The organism is Acidovorax bellezanensis (genome assembly GCF_025421555.1).
GTDB lineage: Bacteria > Pseudomonadota > Gammaproteobacteria > Burkholderiales > Burkholderiaceae_C > Comamonas > Comamonas bellezanensis.
Genome location: NZ_JAODYH010000001.1, coordinates 39,245 through 53,726, shown reverse-complemented (window position 1 = coordinate 53,726; position 14,482 = coordinate 39,245). Strand labels below are relative to the sequence as shown.

Below are 14,482 nucleotides of genomic sequence, written 5' to 3'. Positions count from 1 at the left end.
CCACTTCTGTTCACTATGTAAGACAACGCCGTGTCTCTTCCTTTTTCGCCGCACCGGATCTGCGCGCCCTCGCTGCTGCTTGGCTCCTTGCTCTTGCCTTGTCTGGGCGCTGCGACGGTGCATGCGGCCGAGGTGGCTGACAGCTTGAGTACCATCGTTGTCACCGGCACGCGCTCCGAAAAAACGCTGGACGAAACGCCGGTGCCTACCGAAGTGGTGGACGCCAAGGAAATCGCACGCACACAGGCCCGTACGCTCAAGGACGCACTCGAGAATGTGCCCGGCCTGCAGCTGACGGAAATCCACGGCAAGTCCGGCTTCACGGTCGCCATGCAAGGCATGACCAGCGACCAGGTGCTGGTGCTGATCGACGGCCTGCCGATTTCCGCGAGCACGGGTTCATCCATCGACGTGTCGCAATACCTGCTCACCGAGGTGGACCACATCGAAGTGGTCAAGGGGGCCAGCTCCGCGCAGTACGGCAGCTCGGCGATGGGCGGCGTCATCAATGTGATCACGCGGCGCATAGCGCCCGGTCTTTCGGCCAGCGCCACGGCGGATGCCGGCAGCTACGGCGCGCAGAACGTGCACAGCCCGTTTGGCAGCGCCCACGGCAATCTGCGCGTGAGCGGCGGCAACGCGCAATGGCGTGCCAGCGTGGCGGCCGATGTGCTGGACAACAAGGGCTTCGCGGTCAACCCCGACGCCTGGAGTCGCCAGGGCGATGCCATTCGCCGCGAGCAATACAGCGGTCGCCTGGAGTGGCTGCCTACGTCCGCAGGCCATTTCTGGGTCGATGCCAGCACCTACCGTGAAACCGATGTGCAGCGCTACGAATACTTTGCGCCACCGACCTACGTGCCCCAGCGCAAGACGGAGGACATCACACGCAACCGCTTGACCTACGGCGGCCAGTGGCGCTTCGACAGCGGCGTCAAGGCGCGCCTGACCGGCCTGGCCGAAGACTACGACAGCCGCTCGCAGGAATACTCCAACCAGGTGGGCACGGCCAGCCGCGCCTCCACGCTGCGCACCGAACATGTGTCGCTGCAGTTCGATCTGCCGGCGTGGAAGCGCCAGCTGTGGCAGTTCGGCGGCGACCTGCACCGCGAGCGCCTCAAGCAGAACGCCAACGGTATTTCCGAGCTGATCGGCAGCGCCGAGCGCACTTCGCAGGAGCTGTTTGCGCAGAACGACATCATCTTCAATGACACCTGGGAAATGGTGCTCGGTCTGCGGGGCCAGGAGGACTCGGACTTCGGCACGCATTTCGCTCCCAAGATCGGCCTGCGTGCCAATCTGCCGACCGCCGGCGGCTGGAGGAGCGTGCTGCGCGCCAACTTCGGCCAGGGCTACCGCGTCCCGAATCTGAAGGAGCGCTACTACCTGTTCGACCACAGCGCGCTGGGCTACGTCGTTCTGGGCAATCCCAATCTCAAGCCCGAAGCCTCGAACAGCTTCCAGTTCGGCGGTACGACCACCTGGAACGAGCGCCTGACGCTGAACGCCAACCTGTTCTACAACCAGGTGCGCGACCTGATCCAGACCGACATGGAGAACTTCACGGTCGTCAACGGCATCGCCGCCTACACCTACCGCAACGTGGCGCGCGCCCGCACCAAGGGCCTGGAGACCGGCTTCAAGTGGCAGGCCAGCCCCGCGCTGGCTTGGACGGGAGCCTACACCTTCACCGACGCCAAGGACCGCGACACGGGCCAGGAATTGACCCGCCGGCCGCGCAACATCGTGCGCGTCGGATTGGATTGGCAAATGCTGCCCGCCACCGAGCTGTCGCTGCGCGCACGCCTGCAGAGCAGCGAACTGGCCGCTTCCGCCAGCCCCGAGCGCTCGCCGGGCTGGAGCACGCTGGACTTCGTCATCAACCAGAAGCTGGGGCGCGACGTCACTGCCTTCTTCGGCGTGAAGAACCTGACCAATCGCCAGCGTGATTTCTCCAATGCCAATGACTTCGGGCCCGTGGCAGGGCGCTTCGTTTACCTCGGCGCGCGCATCAGCCTCGATGCCGCTCGCTAAACCGTGACAGGAAAGAAACTGCAATGATCCAAAAGAATGCATCCGCCTTGGCCACCACCGCGCTGGCCATTTCCATGGCCATGGCGCTGACCGCATGCGGCGGCGGTGATGACGGCGAGGGCGGCACCACGCTTCCTCCCGTCACTCCGCCCACGCCCGTGGAGGCCGGCTTTACGGCGTCGGCCGAGTGGAACATGGTGTTGCCGGCGGCCGGCCAGTCGCTGTGCTACGACTTCAATACCAAGTCCGAGGTGGCCGATTGCGCGGGCACGGCATGGGATCTGAAGATCAAGAGTGGCGGCAGAACGGCCACTTTCTGGACCAACAGCGGCAGCAGCGGCTCCGGCAAGGGCGGCGCATTCGGCGGTCCGTTCGACCACAGCTGGACCGAACTGTTGGCCTGGAAGAACGCCACCACCGACCCCAAGGCAGGCGCCATTCCCGCGACGCTGTTCTTCAGCGATGCCGCCAGCGGCGTCTTCACCGGCACCAACGAGATCGCCTCGACCGCGTTTGAATACGGTGTCGGCGGCAGCACCGACCACTTGCTGTATCCGAACTACCGCACGTTCCTGATCACCACCGACAGCGCCAGTGCCAGCACCGCCGGCACCGTCACCTCGCCGGTGTTCGCCCTGCAGGTCACGGGCTACTACGGCGGCGCGGGCGGCACCACGTCGGGCTACCCGTCGTTCCGCTGGGTCGACCGCAGCGCACCGACCGTGGTGCGCAAGGCCAGCGTCAACGCCAGCGCCGGCTGGGTCTATTACGACCTGGTCGCGGGTGCCGAAACCACGGCCGCCGGCAATTGGCATGTCGCTTTCAACCGCTACACCTTCAAGCTCAACGGCGGTGAGTCGGGCACGGCCAAGGTCGCGGGCTTTGTCGCCAAGACGCCCGCAGGCTTCTACGACGTCGCCGGCAAGCCGGTCGCAGGCAAGTTCACCGATGCCTCGAATCTGGCCAGCACCGAAGCCGACCTGAGCGCTTCCGACCTCGCGCTGCCGGCCTCGGCCAGCAAGTGGGTCAAGGACACGGTCTCGTCGCCGCTGCAGCCGGCGTACACCGGCACCTACCCCAGCCCGCTGAACTACGGCTGGTTCAGCTACTACCCCACGGCGACTGCCGCGTCCGCTGCCGGACTGCCCGCGGTGGCCCACCTGCTCAAGGCCAACAGCGAGGGCGCGAGCCTGCTGCGCGGCGGCGAAGGCAACACCTATGCGCGCTTCCATGTGACGCAGATCGTCTATGCCAACCCCAATGATTCGGCAAGCCAGCAGACCTGGACCGTCAAGTTCGACGTCCAGCCCTGACCGCGTCCTGCCCACAGATTCCGGCGGCAATGTGTGCCGCCGGCCCCCCGTTTTCGAACCCACTTTGAATATGACCGCCGATTCCACCGACACTCTCCGCACGCGCCACGCGCAATTGCTGGAAACCGAACCGAAACTTCGCATCCGTGACCGCGCCAGGCGGCTGGGCGTGACCGAGGCCGAACTCGTCGCCGCCGATTGCGGCCTGGCCTCCACGGCCCTGGCCGGCACGGCGCAGGAAATTTTCAGCGGCCTGGGTGCGCTGGGCAGCGTCATGGCCTTGTCGCGCAACGATTCGGCCGTGCACGAGCGCCACGGCACTTACCTTGACATCCAGGCCAATGCGCCGGTCGGCATCGTGCTCGGCCCGGACATCGACCTGCGCATGTTCTTCGGCAGCTGGAAATATTTCTACGCCGTCCTCGAGAACGGCCGCCACAGCCTGCAGTTCTTCGACAAGAGCGGCGAGGCCGTGCACAAGATCTACCGCACCGAGCAGACCGATGCAGCCGCCTGGGACGCCCTGGTGGCCCGCTTCGCCGCGCAGGAAAAGCCCGCCGTCGTCATCGAGACGGTAGCCGTCCCGGTGGTGGCCGACAGCCCGGCCGATGCGGCGGCGCTGCGCGCCCATTGGCTGGCGCTGCAGGACACGCATGACTTCTTCCTGATGCTGCGCCAGTTCCAGGTGTCGCGTCTGGGCGCGCTGCGCGCCGCGGGCGATGACCTGGCCCAGCAGGTCGAGGCCGATACCGTGGAAAAGATGCTCACGCAGGCCGCGGCAACGCAGCTGCCCATCATGTGCTTTGTCGCCAATCGCGGCATCGTGCAGATCCACACCGGGCCGGTCAAGAAGCTGCTGCGCACCGGACCCTGGTTCAACGTGCTCGACGAAAGCTTCAACCTGCACTTGAACACCGACGCGGTGACTTCGAGCTGGGTGGTCAGCAAGCCAACGGTCGACGGCTGGGTGACTTCGCTGGAACTGTACAACGCCGACGGCGAGCTGATCGTCCAGTTCTTCGGTGCGCGCAAGCCCGGCCAAGCCGAGCTCAGCGCCTGGCGCGAGCTGCTGCTGTCGCTGTGCCCGCAGCCGCAGGCCGCCTGACCGCAGCCGACTGATCATGATGCAGGCCCCGAGGGCCCCATCGTCCTGAATAGAAACGACGGTCACCATGCATATTCTTCGTGCCGCGCTGCTGCTATTGCTTGGCAGCGCCCATTTCGCGCACGCCGCTGCCCCCACTCCCGCGCGTGTCGTGGGTCTGGGCGGCCCGATCACGGAAATCGTCTATGCGCTGGATGCGGGCGAGCGCCTGGTCGGTGCCGATGCGTCGAGCATCTACCCCGCGGCGGCCCACAAGCTGCCCAAGGTCGGTTACTACCGTTCCTTCTCCATCGAAGGCATCGCCAGCCTCAAGCCAGATCTGGTGCTGGCCTCCGACCAGAGTGGCCCGCCGCAAGCCCTGGCCCAGTTGCGCAAGCTCGGCAGCCAGGTCGTGCTGCTGCCTTCGGAGCCCACGCTGGCCGCGCTCGACCAGCGCATCATGGGCGTTGCCACGGCGCTGGGCATGGCCACGCGCGGCACGGCGCTGGTCCACAAGATTCACACGCAGTTGCAGGCCCAGAAGCCGGCGGCCGGGCAGCCGCGCGTGCTGCTGGTCAGCAGCCATACGGGCAAGCTCGAAGGCGCGGGCGACGACACGGCCGCGGCTGCCATGCTCAAGCTGATTGGCGCGGTCAACGTATTGGCCGACCAGCGCGGCTATAAGCCCTTGTCGGCCGAGGCCGCGGCGGCGCTGCGCCCCGACGCCATCGTCACCACCAGCATGTCGGTGGCCGCCAGCGGCAGCGTGGCGGCTTTCCTGGCCCAGCCCGGCCTGGCCGTCACGCCCGCGGCCAGGAGCCGGCGCGTGATTGTTATGGACGACTTGCTGCTGCTGGGCTTCGGTCCGCGCCTGCCCGAAGCGCTGCACCAGCTCCAAGCCGGCCTGGCGGACCAGGCCACAGGCCCGCGCTGAGCCGCCCCCATGTTCGAGGAAACCGCGTGAGTCTTGCCACTGCCTTCATTCCTGCCGTGCGCCCGCGCCTGCGCGCCGCGCCCCAGGTCGTTTTCGGCCTGCTGTGCCTGGCCCTGGTGCTGATCGCACTGGGCTCGGCCGGCAGCGGCGCGCTGGCCATCCCGCGTACGCAAATCCTGTCCGTACTGTTCTCGGTGCCTGCCGATGGCGAAGCCCTGATGTGGCGCAATGTCCTGACCGAAGTGCGGCTGCCGCGCATCGTGCTGGGCATCGTCGCCGGGGGCGGGCTGGCGGTCGCGGGGGCCGCGATGCAGGCCTTGTTTCGCAACCCGCTGGCCGAACCCGGCCTGATGGGCATTTCGCTGGGCGGCGCGATGGGCGCCGTGGCGGCCATTGTGCTGGGCGCCAGCAGCCTGGCCGGGATCGCGCCGGCGGCCTTTGCCGGCAGTCTGGCGGCGACGGCCGCTGTCTATCAACTCGGCAGCCGCCGGCCTGGCATGGCCAATCTGCTGCTTGCCGGTGTGGCCGTCAACGCCATTTGCGCCAGCGTCGTGGGCTTCTTCACTTTCCAGGCCAACGACATCCAGCTGCGCAATCTCACGTTCTGGAACATGGGCAGCCTGGCGGGTGCCAACTGGGCCTTGCTGGCCTGGCTGGCGCCGCTGGTCGGCGTGCTGAGCCTGCTGCTGCTGCGCGACTGGCGCGCCATGAACGCGCTGCTGCTGGGCGAGCGCGAAGCGCAACACCTGGGCTTTGATCTCAAGCGCCTGCGGCGCCGGCTGATCGTGCTGACCGCGATGCTGGTCGGGCCGCTGGTCGCCGTGACCGGGACCATAGGCTTTGTCGGTCTGGTCGTGCCGCATCTGATCCGCCTGCCGTTGGGTGCCGACCACCGCTGGCTGCTGCCCAACTGCCTGGTCGGCGGCGCCATCGCGCTGACGCTGGCCGACTGGCTGGCGCGGCTGGCAGTCATCCCGGCGGAACTGCCTATAGGCATAGTGACCAGCCTGGTCGGCGGTCCGTTCCTCCTGTGGATGTTGACGCGAAAGGCGGCCTGACATGCTGTCGACCCACCAACTGGGCTGCCATCGCGGCGCCCGGAAAATCCTGTCCGGTATCGATCTGGAACTGCGTGCTGGCGAAGTGCTGGGCGTGCTGGGCGCCAACGGCGCGGGCAAGACCACGTTGCTGGCCACGCTGGCGGGCGAGCTGGCGGCCACCGAAGGCCGCGTCGAGCTCGACGGCCGCGCCATGGCCGGCTGGACGCCGGCCGCGCTGGCACGGCGCCGGGCCGTGCTGCCGCAATCGCCTAGCCTGAGTTTCGACCTGTCGGTGCGCGAAGTCGTGGCCATGGGCGCTTATCCGTTTGCCGAGCTCACGCCGGCCGATCATGAGGCCTTGCTGCGCCAGGCGCTGCACCAGGCGGACGCCGCCGGCCTGGCCGAGCGGCGCTATCTGGCCCTGTCCGGCGGCGAGCAGCAGCGCGTGCAGTTCGCGCGTGCGCTGGCCCAGGTGCTGGCTGCGCGCGAGCCAGGGCAATACCGTGTGCTATTGCTCGATGAACCGACGGCCAGCCTCGATCCGCGCCACCAGTTGATGCTGCTGGGCGCGGTGCAGGCCTTGGCACGCGCCGAAGGCATTGCCGCGCTGGTGGTGTTGCACGACGTCAACCTCGCGGCCCAGTGGTGCGACCGGCTGTTGCTGCTGGCGCGCGGGCGCTGCGTGGCGCTGGGCACGCCGGCCGAAGTGTTGACGCCCCAGAAGCTGGAGCAGGTCTATGAGTTGCCCGTGAATGTGCTGGTGCATCCGCTGGCCGGCCGGGGGCCGCTGGTGGTGTTCGGCGCGTGATCAGCGCTGGTACTTGAGCAGCCGGCCCTTGTAGGCCGGCAGCAGTTCGCTGGCCGCGCGGTCCAGGCGCTGCTCCTCGACGCCAAAGCCCAGCTCGGCCATCTGGCGGCTGAACGCCGAGCGGTTGCCGCGGTCCGGGTCCACGACCCAGATCTGGGCCGCGGGCGTGCAATGCGACTCGATGTAGTGGGGCAGGGTGGCACGGGCGTCGCGTTCGTAGAGCAGGTCGCTGCCGACGATCAGATCGAAGCGTCCGTCCACGGCCCAGACTTCGCTGTCCTCGCTGGTGGCCGACTGGTAGTCGAGCGGCAGTGAGCGCGTGCCATGGGTCAGGTCATCGTGGTCGCGGTCGGCGATGTCCATGCGCTCGTAGGCGGTGCTGGCCTGGTGGGTTGCACCCCAATGGCCTATGCGGAACTTCATCGGCGGCAGCTGGTTGAGCTTCAGGTTCTCGCGCATGAAGGCGCCAGCCAGGGGATGGCAGTCGCTGGCGGTGATGTCTTCTCCGCGACGATGGCAGACCAGGCTGGCCAGGCCCAGGCCGCAGCCGAGCTCCAGAATGCGTTCTCCGGCCACGTGCGGGCGGGCCGCCAGGCAGGCCGCCAACTGCTCGCCCGAGGGCCAGAGCAGCCCGAACAGCGGCCAGAAAGCGTCGGAAATGCCCAATTGCTCGGCCTCTCCCTGCGGATCGTGGAATTGCTGTTTGTCGAGCAGGGAGCGAATGGTCAGATGGTCCACGCCGTGAACGGCGATGGACTCTTGCTTGGTCAGATAGCCGGACATGGCTGGCAGACGCGCTTGCGCCATGGGGGCGAGGCGGTGTCGGTGAAGGAGCAGGCAGTATGGGGCTTTTGTGGAAATGCTTCTTGGGCTGGCGCAGCAGCCCGCCGGGACGCTGCCCTGACAGGGGCGGGGCCGGTGCGCGCACAATGGCCCTGATTCTCAGATGGCATGCTGGCCTTTACGAAAGAAACACACCTATGGCTGCAACCGGTTTATTGATGCTGCTGGATGACATCACGGCCTTGCTCGATGATGTGGCTTTGATGAGCAAGACGGCCGCGCGCCAGTCGTCGGCCATGGCCGACGACGTGCTCACCATGACCAAGGTGGCCACGGGAAAAACGGCCGGCGTGCTGGGCGATGACCTGGCCTTGAATGCCGAGCAGGTCTCGGGCGTGCACTCCGATCGCGAGCTGGCCGTGGTCTGGGCGGTGGCCAAGGGCTCGCTGCTCAACAAGGTGGTGCTGGTGCCCGCGGCCCTGCTGATCAGCGTGTTCCTGCCCAGCGCGATCACGCCGCTGCTGATGGCGGGCGGCGCTTTTCTTTGCTACGAGGGGGTGGAGAAAGTCCTGCACTCCTGGCAGCGCATGCAGGCCAAACGCCATGGCACGCATGGTGAGGCCAAGCCGGCGCATGCGGCGGCTCCGCCCGGCACTGCCAAGGAGCAGGTTGTGCGCCTTGCGGCGCTGGAAAAATCCAAGGTCAGCGGCGCGGTGCGCACCGACTTCATCTTGTCGGCCGAAATCATCGCCATCGCGCTGGGCACGGTGGCCGGCGAGCCGCTGATCGAGCAGGCCGCGGTGCTGTCGCTGGTGGCCGTGCTGGTCACGGTGGTGGTCTATGGGCTGGTGGCCATGATTGTGCGGCTGGACGATGTCGGGCTGGCGCTGCTGGCGCGGACCAGCGCGGCGCAGCAATCCCTGGGGCGGGGCATTTTGCGCGCCACTCCCTGGCTGATGCGTAGCTTGTCCATCGTCGGGACTGCGGCGATGTTCCTGGTCGGCGGCAGCCTGCTGGTCCATGGCATGCCCTGGTTGGGCCAGGCGCTGGACTCGGCCCTGGCCGTGGTCGCCCACTGGGTGGCTGCGCCGCTGTGGCGGTTTCTGCTGCCGCAACTGCTGCATGTCGTGGTCGGCGCCCTGGTGGGCTGCGTGGTGCTGGCCTGCGTGGGTCTGGTGCAGCGCATGCGCGCCGGTGGCGTGCCGGCATCTGGCGCGCAAAAGCACTGAATCGCGGCTTCGTTGCCAATTGTTTGAGCCAGGGCAAAACCCTGGATCGCATGGCCGTGTCCAATGGTTTTCACGGGGGACGTCCCCGGTTACCTCCATTGATTCACCATGAAAAAAACGCTACTGGCCGTTGCCGCTCTCTGTGCCCTGACTTCGGGAGCTGCTCTGGCGCAGTCGGAAAGCCCCTGGATGGTGCGGGTGCGCGCCGTGCACCTGGACAGCGCGAACAAGGACAGCACGGGGCTGGGCCTGGCCATCAACAACAAGACCATCCCCGAGGTCGACATTTCCTATTTCTTCAGCCCGAACTTCGCGGCCGAACTGGTGCTCACGGTGCCGCAAAAGCATGACGTGAATTCTTCCGTCGCAGGCTATCTGGGCACACTCAAGCATCTGCCGCCTTCGCTGCTGGCCCAGTACCATTTCACCCAGTTCCAGGGCTTCAAGCCCTACGTGGGCGCGGGCGTGAACTACACACGTTTTTCCAGCGTGAAGTTGCTGGGCGGCGCGGCCGACGTGAAGCGCAACAGCTGGGGCGGGGCGTTGCAGGTGGGCGTGGACATCCCATTGAACAAGCAGTGGTCGCTCAACGTTGACGTCAAGAAGCTCTACATAGGCACCGATGTGAGCGTGGGCGGCGTCAATGCGGGCAGCTTCAAGGTCGACCCGGTACTGGTCGGCGTGGGCCTGGGTTACCGTTTCTAAAGTCTCTGCGCGCGCTCGCGCTGTATGCCCGTACCGATGGTCGCTGCCAGCAAGCCCAGCTCCTGCGCCAGCACTTCGAGAATGTCATCCAGCGCTACCAGCCCGACCAGCTCCTGCTGATCCGTGACCACAGGTATGCGCCGCACCCCATGTGCGCGCATGCTGCGCATCACATCCAGCAGGGACGCATCTTCGGTCACGGTGACGGGCTTGGCGCTCATGACTTCGCCAACGCGCAGGGTCTCGGGCGCGAGTTCCGGCGCTATCACTGAAATCACGATATCCCGGTCGGTGAGCAGGCCGGCCACGGTGCGCAGGTCCTGGGTTTCGTCGACGACGACCAGGGCGCCCACATGGTATTCGCGCATCAGCTTCGCCGCCGTCGCCAGATCAGTGTGGCGAAAGGCAATCGCCACTTCGCGGGTGCAGATTTCGCCGGCAGTCAAACGTTCGTTCATGGCAGCCTCCTGGAAAGAAAGCAGGGTCTGCCCGGCCCGCTGGCGCTTGCCGTCGGCCGGCCAGGACTCGATGATGCGCCTATCGCGCGAACGGGGCAAGCAGAGTCCCCGCCTTGTAGCCAGTCCTGCCGTCAACGCTTGCGCTGCTGTCCTACTTGGCGATGCCGTCAGCTTGGCTACGCTGGGCTAAAGGTCTGCAGCGCATGGCCGGCTGCGGCCGCGGCCGTTTGTGGACCACTTCTGAGGCTTTTGTCGGGAAGGGCGCCGCACCATGTTGTTTTCCGTTGTTTCCGCCGATGACCAGGCCGACGCCCTGGCTCCGCCCTTCATGCCCGCCCCGGCGTCCGCGCACGAAGACCTGCTGCGAGACCTGTGCCGCACGCCGGCCCGGATCTCACCCAAATATTTCTACGACCAGCGCGGCTGTGAACTGTTCGAAGCCATTACCGGCCTGCCCGAGTACTACCCGACGCGCACCGAAATGGGTTTGCTGGAACAGTGGGGTGCCGACATCGCGCGCAGTGTCGGCCCCTGCCGCAGCCTGATCGAGCTGGGCGCGGGCAATTGCGAGAAAGTGCGCTGGCTGTTGCCGGCCCTGCAGCCCCAGTGTTTTGTCGGCGTGGACATTGCCGGCGATTTTGTGCTGGAGGCGGTGCAGCGCCTGGCCCAGGACTTTCCCGGGCTGCAGGTGCGGGCTGTGGCGGCCGACATCTGCGCGCCGGTGACGCTGCCCGAAGACATCGCCTCCCAGGGGCGCCTGGTGTTCTACCCAGGCTCGTCGATCGGCAACTTCGACCCTGGCCATGCCATGGTCCTGCTGCGCCAGATGCATGCTTTGGCGGGGGAGGGCGGCGGCCTGCTGATAGGCATTGATCTGCCCAAGGACCGCCGCGTGCTCGAAGCCGCCTACGACGACGCGGCCGGCGTGACGGCTGCGTTCAATCGCAACGCCTTGCGCCATGTCAATCGCTGCATAGGCAGCGATTTCGACCCGGCGCAATGGGCCCATGTGGCGTTCTTCAACCCGGCGCAGTCGCGCATAGAAATGCACTTGCAGGCCTGCGAGCCCTTGCGGGTGCAGTGGTCTGGCGGCGGGCGGCAGTTCGCGCAGGGCGAGCGCATCCATACCGAAAACAGCTACAAATACCCCTTGCCCTTGTTCATGCAGATGCTCAGCCAGGCGGGTTTCACGGCCTGCACGACCTGGACGGACGAGCGTGACTGGTTTGCGGTGATCCATGCGAGGGCATGAAGCACCCCCTGAGCCGCTTACGCGTCTTCCCCCTCTCATCCTTCGGTGGAGGGGGACGGCACCCTCGCTGCGCGGCGGCGCTTGCTCGGTGCCCCTGAGTTGGGGAGCGCCAGTTTTATGGGGCGTGGGTGGTGCAAGCGCCATGTGGCACTGAAAGGGATGCAATGGTTGCGTTGGCGAATGCATTGACCGAAGCTTATTTTCGGGTACGCCAGGCCAGCCTGGCGCTGGCCGCGCCGCTGTCGGCCGAGGACTGTTGCGTGCAGTCCATGGCCGATGCCAGTCCGGTGAAATGGCATCTGGCCCATACCACCTGGTTTTTCGAGACCTTTGTGCTGGAAGCGTTCGAGCCCGGTTTCGTGCCTTTCCATCCCGCGTTTCGCGAGCTGTTCAATTCCTACTACCACGGCGTCGGTTCGCGCCACCCCCGGGCCCAGCGCGGCCTCATCACCCGGCCAGGGCTGACGCAGGTGCTGGATTACCGCGCCCAGGTCGATGCGCGCCTGCAGGCCTTGCTGGCCGGACCCTGCGCGCAGCGACTGTGTACGCTGGTGGAGCTGGGCTTGCAGCACGAACAGCAGCACCAGGAGTTGATGCTCACCGACATCAAGCACCTGCTGTCCTGCAACCCTTTGCTGCCCGCCTATGCACCCGGGCCGCAGCGGGCGGTCGAGTCCCCGCCGGCCGACATGCGCTGGCTGCCGCTGGTGGCCGGCCTGTGCGAGATCGGCCATGCGGGCGCGGGCTTTGCGTTCGACAACGAGTTGCCGCGGCACCGGGTCTATCTGGGCGCCTGCGCGCTGGCCTCGCGCCCGGTCAGCAATGCCGAGTACCAGGCCTTCGTCGAGGCCGGAGGCTATGCCCAGTCAGCGCACTGGCTGGCAGAAGGCTGGGATTGGCTGCAGGCCCAGGGCCGCACGGCGCCGCTGTACTGGCAGCGCAGACCGCAGGGCGGCTGGGCCGAATTCAGCCTGTACGGCCTGCAGGACTTGCAGTCGGCGCAGCCCGTCACGCACCTGTCGTATTACGAAGCCGACGCCTATGCGCGCTGGGCTGGCGCGCGTCTGCCGACGGAAGCCGAATGGGAATGCGCGGCCGTGCAGTTCGCGTGGGCGACCGAGACCGGAGTGCAGCGCCTGCACCCCCGCGCCGGAGCCGAGGACAGCATGGGGGCCGGCGAAGTCTGGGAATGGACGCAGTCCAGCTACGCGCCTTACCCGGGCTTTAGGCCGGCGGAAGGGGCCGTGGGCGAATACAACGGCAAGTTCATGGTTAACCAGTATGTGCTGCGCGGCGGCTCCTGCGCGTCGCCGCCTGGCCATCTGCGGCCCAGCTACCGCAACTTTTTCCCGGCCGGCGCCTGCTGGCAATTTGCCGGCCTGCGCCTGGCCAGGGATGCTTGAAACTGGCGTGCCCCAGCTCAGGGGCACCGAGGAAGGGCCGCACCTAGGCGGCCCCTGCCGCGAAGCCTCTCAGGGGGTGTTTAGACCTTACCCAGTGCCTGTTCCAGGTCGGCCAGCAGGTCGTCGATGTGCTCGATGCCCACCGACAGCCGGACCATGCCTTCGCTCACGCCGGCCTGGGCCAGCTCCTTGGCGTCGAGCTGGCGGTGCGTGGTCGACGCCGGGTGGGTGGCCAGCGACTTGGCGTCGCCGATATTGACCAGGCGCGTGAACAGCTGCAAGGCGTCGAGGAAGCGGGCGCCGGCGGCGCGCGCGTCGCTGTCGCTGTTCCTGAGGCTGAAGGACAGAATGCCCGAGGCCCGGCCGCCCATCTGGCGCTGCACCAGCGCATGGTCGGGATGGTCGGGCAGGCCGGCGTAGCGCACCCATTCGACCTTGGGGTGGGCTTGCAGCGCCTTGGCGACGGCCAGGGTGTTGTCGCAGATGCGGTCCATGCGCAAGGCCAGGGTCTCTATGCCTTGCAGGATCAGGAAGGCGTTGAGCGGCGCCAGCGCGGCGCCGGTGTTGCGCAGCGGCACGACGCGTGCGCGGCCGATGAAGGCCGCCGGGCCCAGGGCTTCGGTGTAGACCACGCCGTGGTAGCTGGGATCGGGCTGGTTCAGGCGCGGAAAGCGCTTGGCGTGCTCGGCCCAGGGGAACTTGCCGCTGTCGACGATGGCACCGCCCACGCTGTTGCCATGGCCGCCCAGGTACTTGGTCAGCGAGTGCACCACGATGTCGGCGCCGTGCTCTATGGGGCGCAGCAGATAGGGGCTGGGCACGGTGTTGTCGACGATCAGCGGCACGCCGTGGGCATGGGCCACCGCGGCGAGCGCGGCGATATCGGTCACATTGCCCAGCGGGTTGCCTATGGACTCGACGAAGATGGCCTTGGTCTTGTCGTCGATCAGGGCGGCGAAGCTGGCCGGCTCGCGTGCATCGGCAAAGCGGGTGGTGATGCCTTGCTGGGGCAGGGTGTGGGCCAGCAGGTTATAGGTGCCGCCGTAGAGTTGCGTGGCCGAAACGATGTTGTCGCCGGCTTCGGCAATGGTCTGGATGGCATAGGTGATGGCCGCCATGCCCGAAGCCACGGCCAGCGCCGCAATCCCGCCTTCGAGCGCCGCGACGCGCTTTTCCAGTACGTCGTTGGTCGGGTTCATGATGCGCGTATAAATGTTGCCCGGAACTTTCAGGTCGAACAGGTCGGCACCGTGCTGGGCGCTGTCGAACGCATAGGCCACGGTCTGGTAGATGGGAACGGCCACGGCCTTGGTCGTGGGGTCGATCTGGTAGCCGGCGTGCACGGCCTGGGTTTCGATGCGCATGGAAGTGTCTCCTGGAATAAGGCAATGAGGGCGCGCAGGGCAGCCCGTTGGGTCAGCAGCCCATTGTCGGCAGGG

13 protein-coding genes are annotated in these 14,482 nt (G+C 66.8%); 10 read left to right on the top strand and 3 right to left on the bottom strand.

What is annotated here, in order from left to right; genetic code table 11:
* The first annotated feature begins 30 nt into the window (after positions 1 to 30).
* The 6 genes from N0K08_RS00230 to N0K08_RS00205 all read left to right on the top strand — a co-directional run bounded on the left by N0K08_RS00230 (position 31) and on the right by N0K08_RS00205 (position 7,213).
* The gene (locus N0K08_RS00230; RefSeq protein WP_261497990.1) at positions 31 to 2,034 is read left to right on the top strand and encodes a TonB-dependent receptor plug domain-containing protein; all 2,004 of its coding nucleotides are present in this window, start codon (positions 31 to 33) and stop codon (positions 2,032 to 2,034) included.
* 23 nt (positions 2,035 to 2,057) lie between these two features.
* The gene (locus N0K08_RS00225; RefSeq protein WP_261497989.1) at positions 2,058 to 3,347 is read left to right on the top strand and encodes an HmuY family protein; all 1,290 of its coding nucleotides are present in this window, start codon (positions 2,058 to 2,060) and stop codon (positions 3,345 to 3,347) included.
* A 70-nt stretch (positions 3,348 to 3,417) separates the two neighbouring features.
* Positions 3,418 to 4,452 (top strand): hemin-degrading factor, encoded by a 1,035-nt coding sequence (locus N0K08_RS00220; RefSeq protein WP_261497988.1) that lies wholly within the window; start codon positions 3,418 to 3,420, stop codon positions 4,450 to 4,452.
* A gap of 67 nt (positions 4,453 to 4,519) precedes the next feature.
* A complete protein-coding gene (locus N0K08_RS00215; RefSeq protein ID WP_261497987.1) occupies positions 4,520 to 5,365 on the top strand; it encodes a heme/hemin ABC transporter substrate-binding protein in 846 nt (281 codons plus the stop codon).
* 26 nt (positions 5,366 to 5,391) lie between these two features.
* Entirely contained in the window at positions 5,392 to 6,423 is a 1,032-nt protein-coding gene (locus N0K08_RS00210) for a FecCD family ABC transporter permease (RefSeq protein WP_408642879.1), read from the top strand.
* Between the two features lies 1 nt (position 6,424).
* A complete protein-coding gene (locus N0K08_RS00205) occupies positions 6,425 to 7,213 on the top strand; it encodes a heme ABC transporter ATP-binding protein (protein ID WP_261497986.1) in 789 nt (262 codons plus the stop codon).
* Here N0K08_RS00205 and N0K08_RS00200 read toward each other — a convergent pair whose 3' ends face one another.
* Entirely contained in the window at positions 7,214 to 7,996 is a 783-nt protein-coding gene (locus tag N0K08_RS00200; protein ID WP_261498455.1) for a class I SAM-dependent methyltransferase, read from the bottom strand.
* A 197-nt stretch (positions 7,997 to 8,193) separates the two neighbouring features.
* Here N0K08_RS00200 and N0K08_RS00195 point away from each other — a divergent pair, with 197 nt between their 5' ends.
* Together N0K08_RS00195 and N0K08_RS00190 are read left to right on the top strand one after the other, a co-directional pair.
* Positions 8,194 to 9,225, top strand: a complete 1,032-nt coding sequence (locus tag N0K08_RS00195; protein ID WP_261497985.1) for a DUF808 domain-containing protein — start codon at positions 8,194 to 8,196, stop codon at positions 9,223 to 9,225.
* A 108-nt stretch (positions 9,226 to 9,333) separates the two neighbouring features.
* Complete coding sequence (locus N0K08_RS00190) at positions 9,334 to 9,930, top strand: OmpW/AlkL family protein (protein WP_261497984.1); 597 nt, start codon at positions 9,334 to 9,336, stop codon at positions 9,928 to 9,930.
* Here the strand turns inward: N0K08_RS00190 and N0K08_RS00185 are convergent.
* Positions 9,927 to 10,388, bottom strand: a complete 462-nt coding sequence (locus tag N0K08_RS00185; protein ID WP_261497983.1) for a CBS domain-containing protein — start codon at positions 10,386 to 10,388, stop codon at positions 9,927 to 9,929. The two genes, N0K08_RS00190 and N0K08_RS00185, sit on opposite strands and share 4 nt — an antisense overlap.
* A 328-nt stretch (positions 10,389 to 10,716) precedes the next feature.
* Between N0K08_RS00185 and egtD the strand changes: the two genes are divergently transcribed.
* Both egtD and egtB read left to right on the top strand, forming a co-directional pair.
* Positions 10,717 to 11,640, top strand: a complete 924-nt coding sequence (gene egtD / locus N0K08_RS00180) for an L-histidine N(alpha)-methyltransferase (protein ID WP_261498454.1) — start codon at positions 10,717 to 10,719, stop codon at positions 11,638 to 11,640.
* 164 nt (positions 11,641 to 11,804) lie between these two features.
* Complete coding sequence (gene egtB / locus N0K08_RS00175) at positions 11,805 to 13,043, top strand: ergothioneine biosynthesis protein EgtB (protein ID WP_261497982.1); 1,239 nt, start codon at positions 11,805 to 11,807, stop codon at positions 13,041 to 13,043.
* Between the two features lie 80 nt (positions 13,044 to 13,123).
* Here the strand turns inward: egtB and N0K08_RS00170 are convergent, their stop codons facing one another.
* A complete protein-coding gene (locus tag N0K08_RS00170) occupies positions 13,124 to 14,407 on the bottom strand; it encodes an O-acetylhomoserine aminocarboxypropyltransferase/cysteine synthase family protein (protein WP_261497981.1) in 1,284 nt (427 codons plus the stop codon).
* Positions 14,408 to 14,482 lie beyond the last annotated feature (75 nt).

What these genes read in the sequence shown, in the direction of transcription:
- N0K08_RS00200 (WP_261498455.1), bottom strand. Translation starts at nt 7,996, where the DNA reads ATGTCCGGCTATCTGACCAAGCAAGAGTCCATCGCCGTTCACGGCGTG.
- N0K08_RS00205 (WP_261497986.1), top strand. Translation starts at nt 6,425, where the DNA reads ATGCTGTCGACCCACCAACTGGGCTGCCATCGCGGCGCCCGGAAAATC.
- N0K08_RS00170 (WP_261497981.1), bottom strand. Translation starts at nt 14,407, where the DNA reads ATGCGCATCGAAACCCAGGCCGTGCACGCCGGCTACCAGATCGACCCC.
- N0K08_RS00190 (WP_261497984.1), top strand. Translation starts at nt 9,334, where the DNA reads ATGAAAAAAACGCTACTGGCCGTTGCCGCTCTCTGTGCCCTGACTTCG.
- N0K08_RS00185 (WP_261497983.1), bottom strand. Translation starts at nt 10,388, where the DNA reads ATGAACGAACGTTTGACTGCCGGCGAAATCTGCACCCGCGAAGTGGCG.
- N0K08_RS00225 (WP_261497989.1), top strand. Translation starts at nt 2,058, where the DNA reads ATGATCCAAAAGAATGCATCCGCCTTGGCCACCACCGCGCTGGCCATT.
- N0K08_RS00215 (WP_261497987.1), top strand. Translation starts at nt 4,520, where the DNA reads ATGCATATTCTTCGTGCCGCGCTGCTGCTATTGCTTGGCAGCGCCCAT.
- N0K08_RS00220 (WP_261497988.1), top strand. Translation starts at nt 3,418, where the DNA reads ATGACCGCCGATTCCACCGACACTCTCCGCACGCGCCACGCGCAATTG.
- egtB (WP_261497982.1), top strand. Translation starts at nt 11,805, where the DNA reads ATGGTTGCGTTGGCGAATGCATTGACCGAAGCTTATTTTCGGGTACGC.
- egtD (WP_261498454.1), top strand. Translation starts at nt 10,717, where the DNA reads ATGCCCGCCCCGGCGTCCGCGCACGAAGACCTGCTGCGAGACCTGTGC.
- N0K08_RS00195 (WP_261497985.1), top strand. Translation starts at nt 8,194, where the DNA reads ATGGCTGCAACCGGTTTATTGATGCTGCTGGATGACATCACGGCCTTG.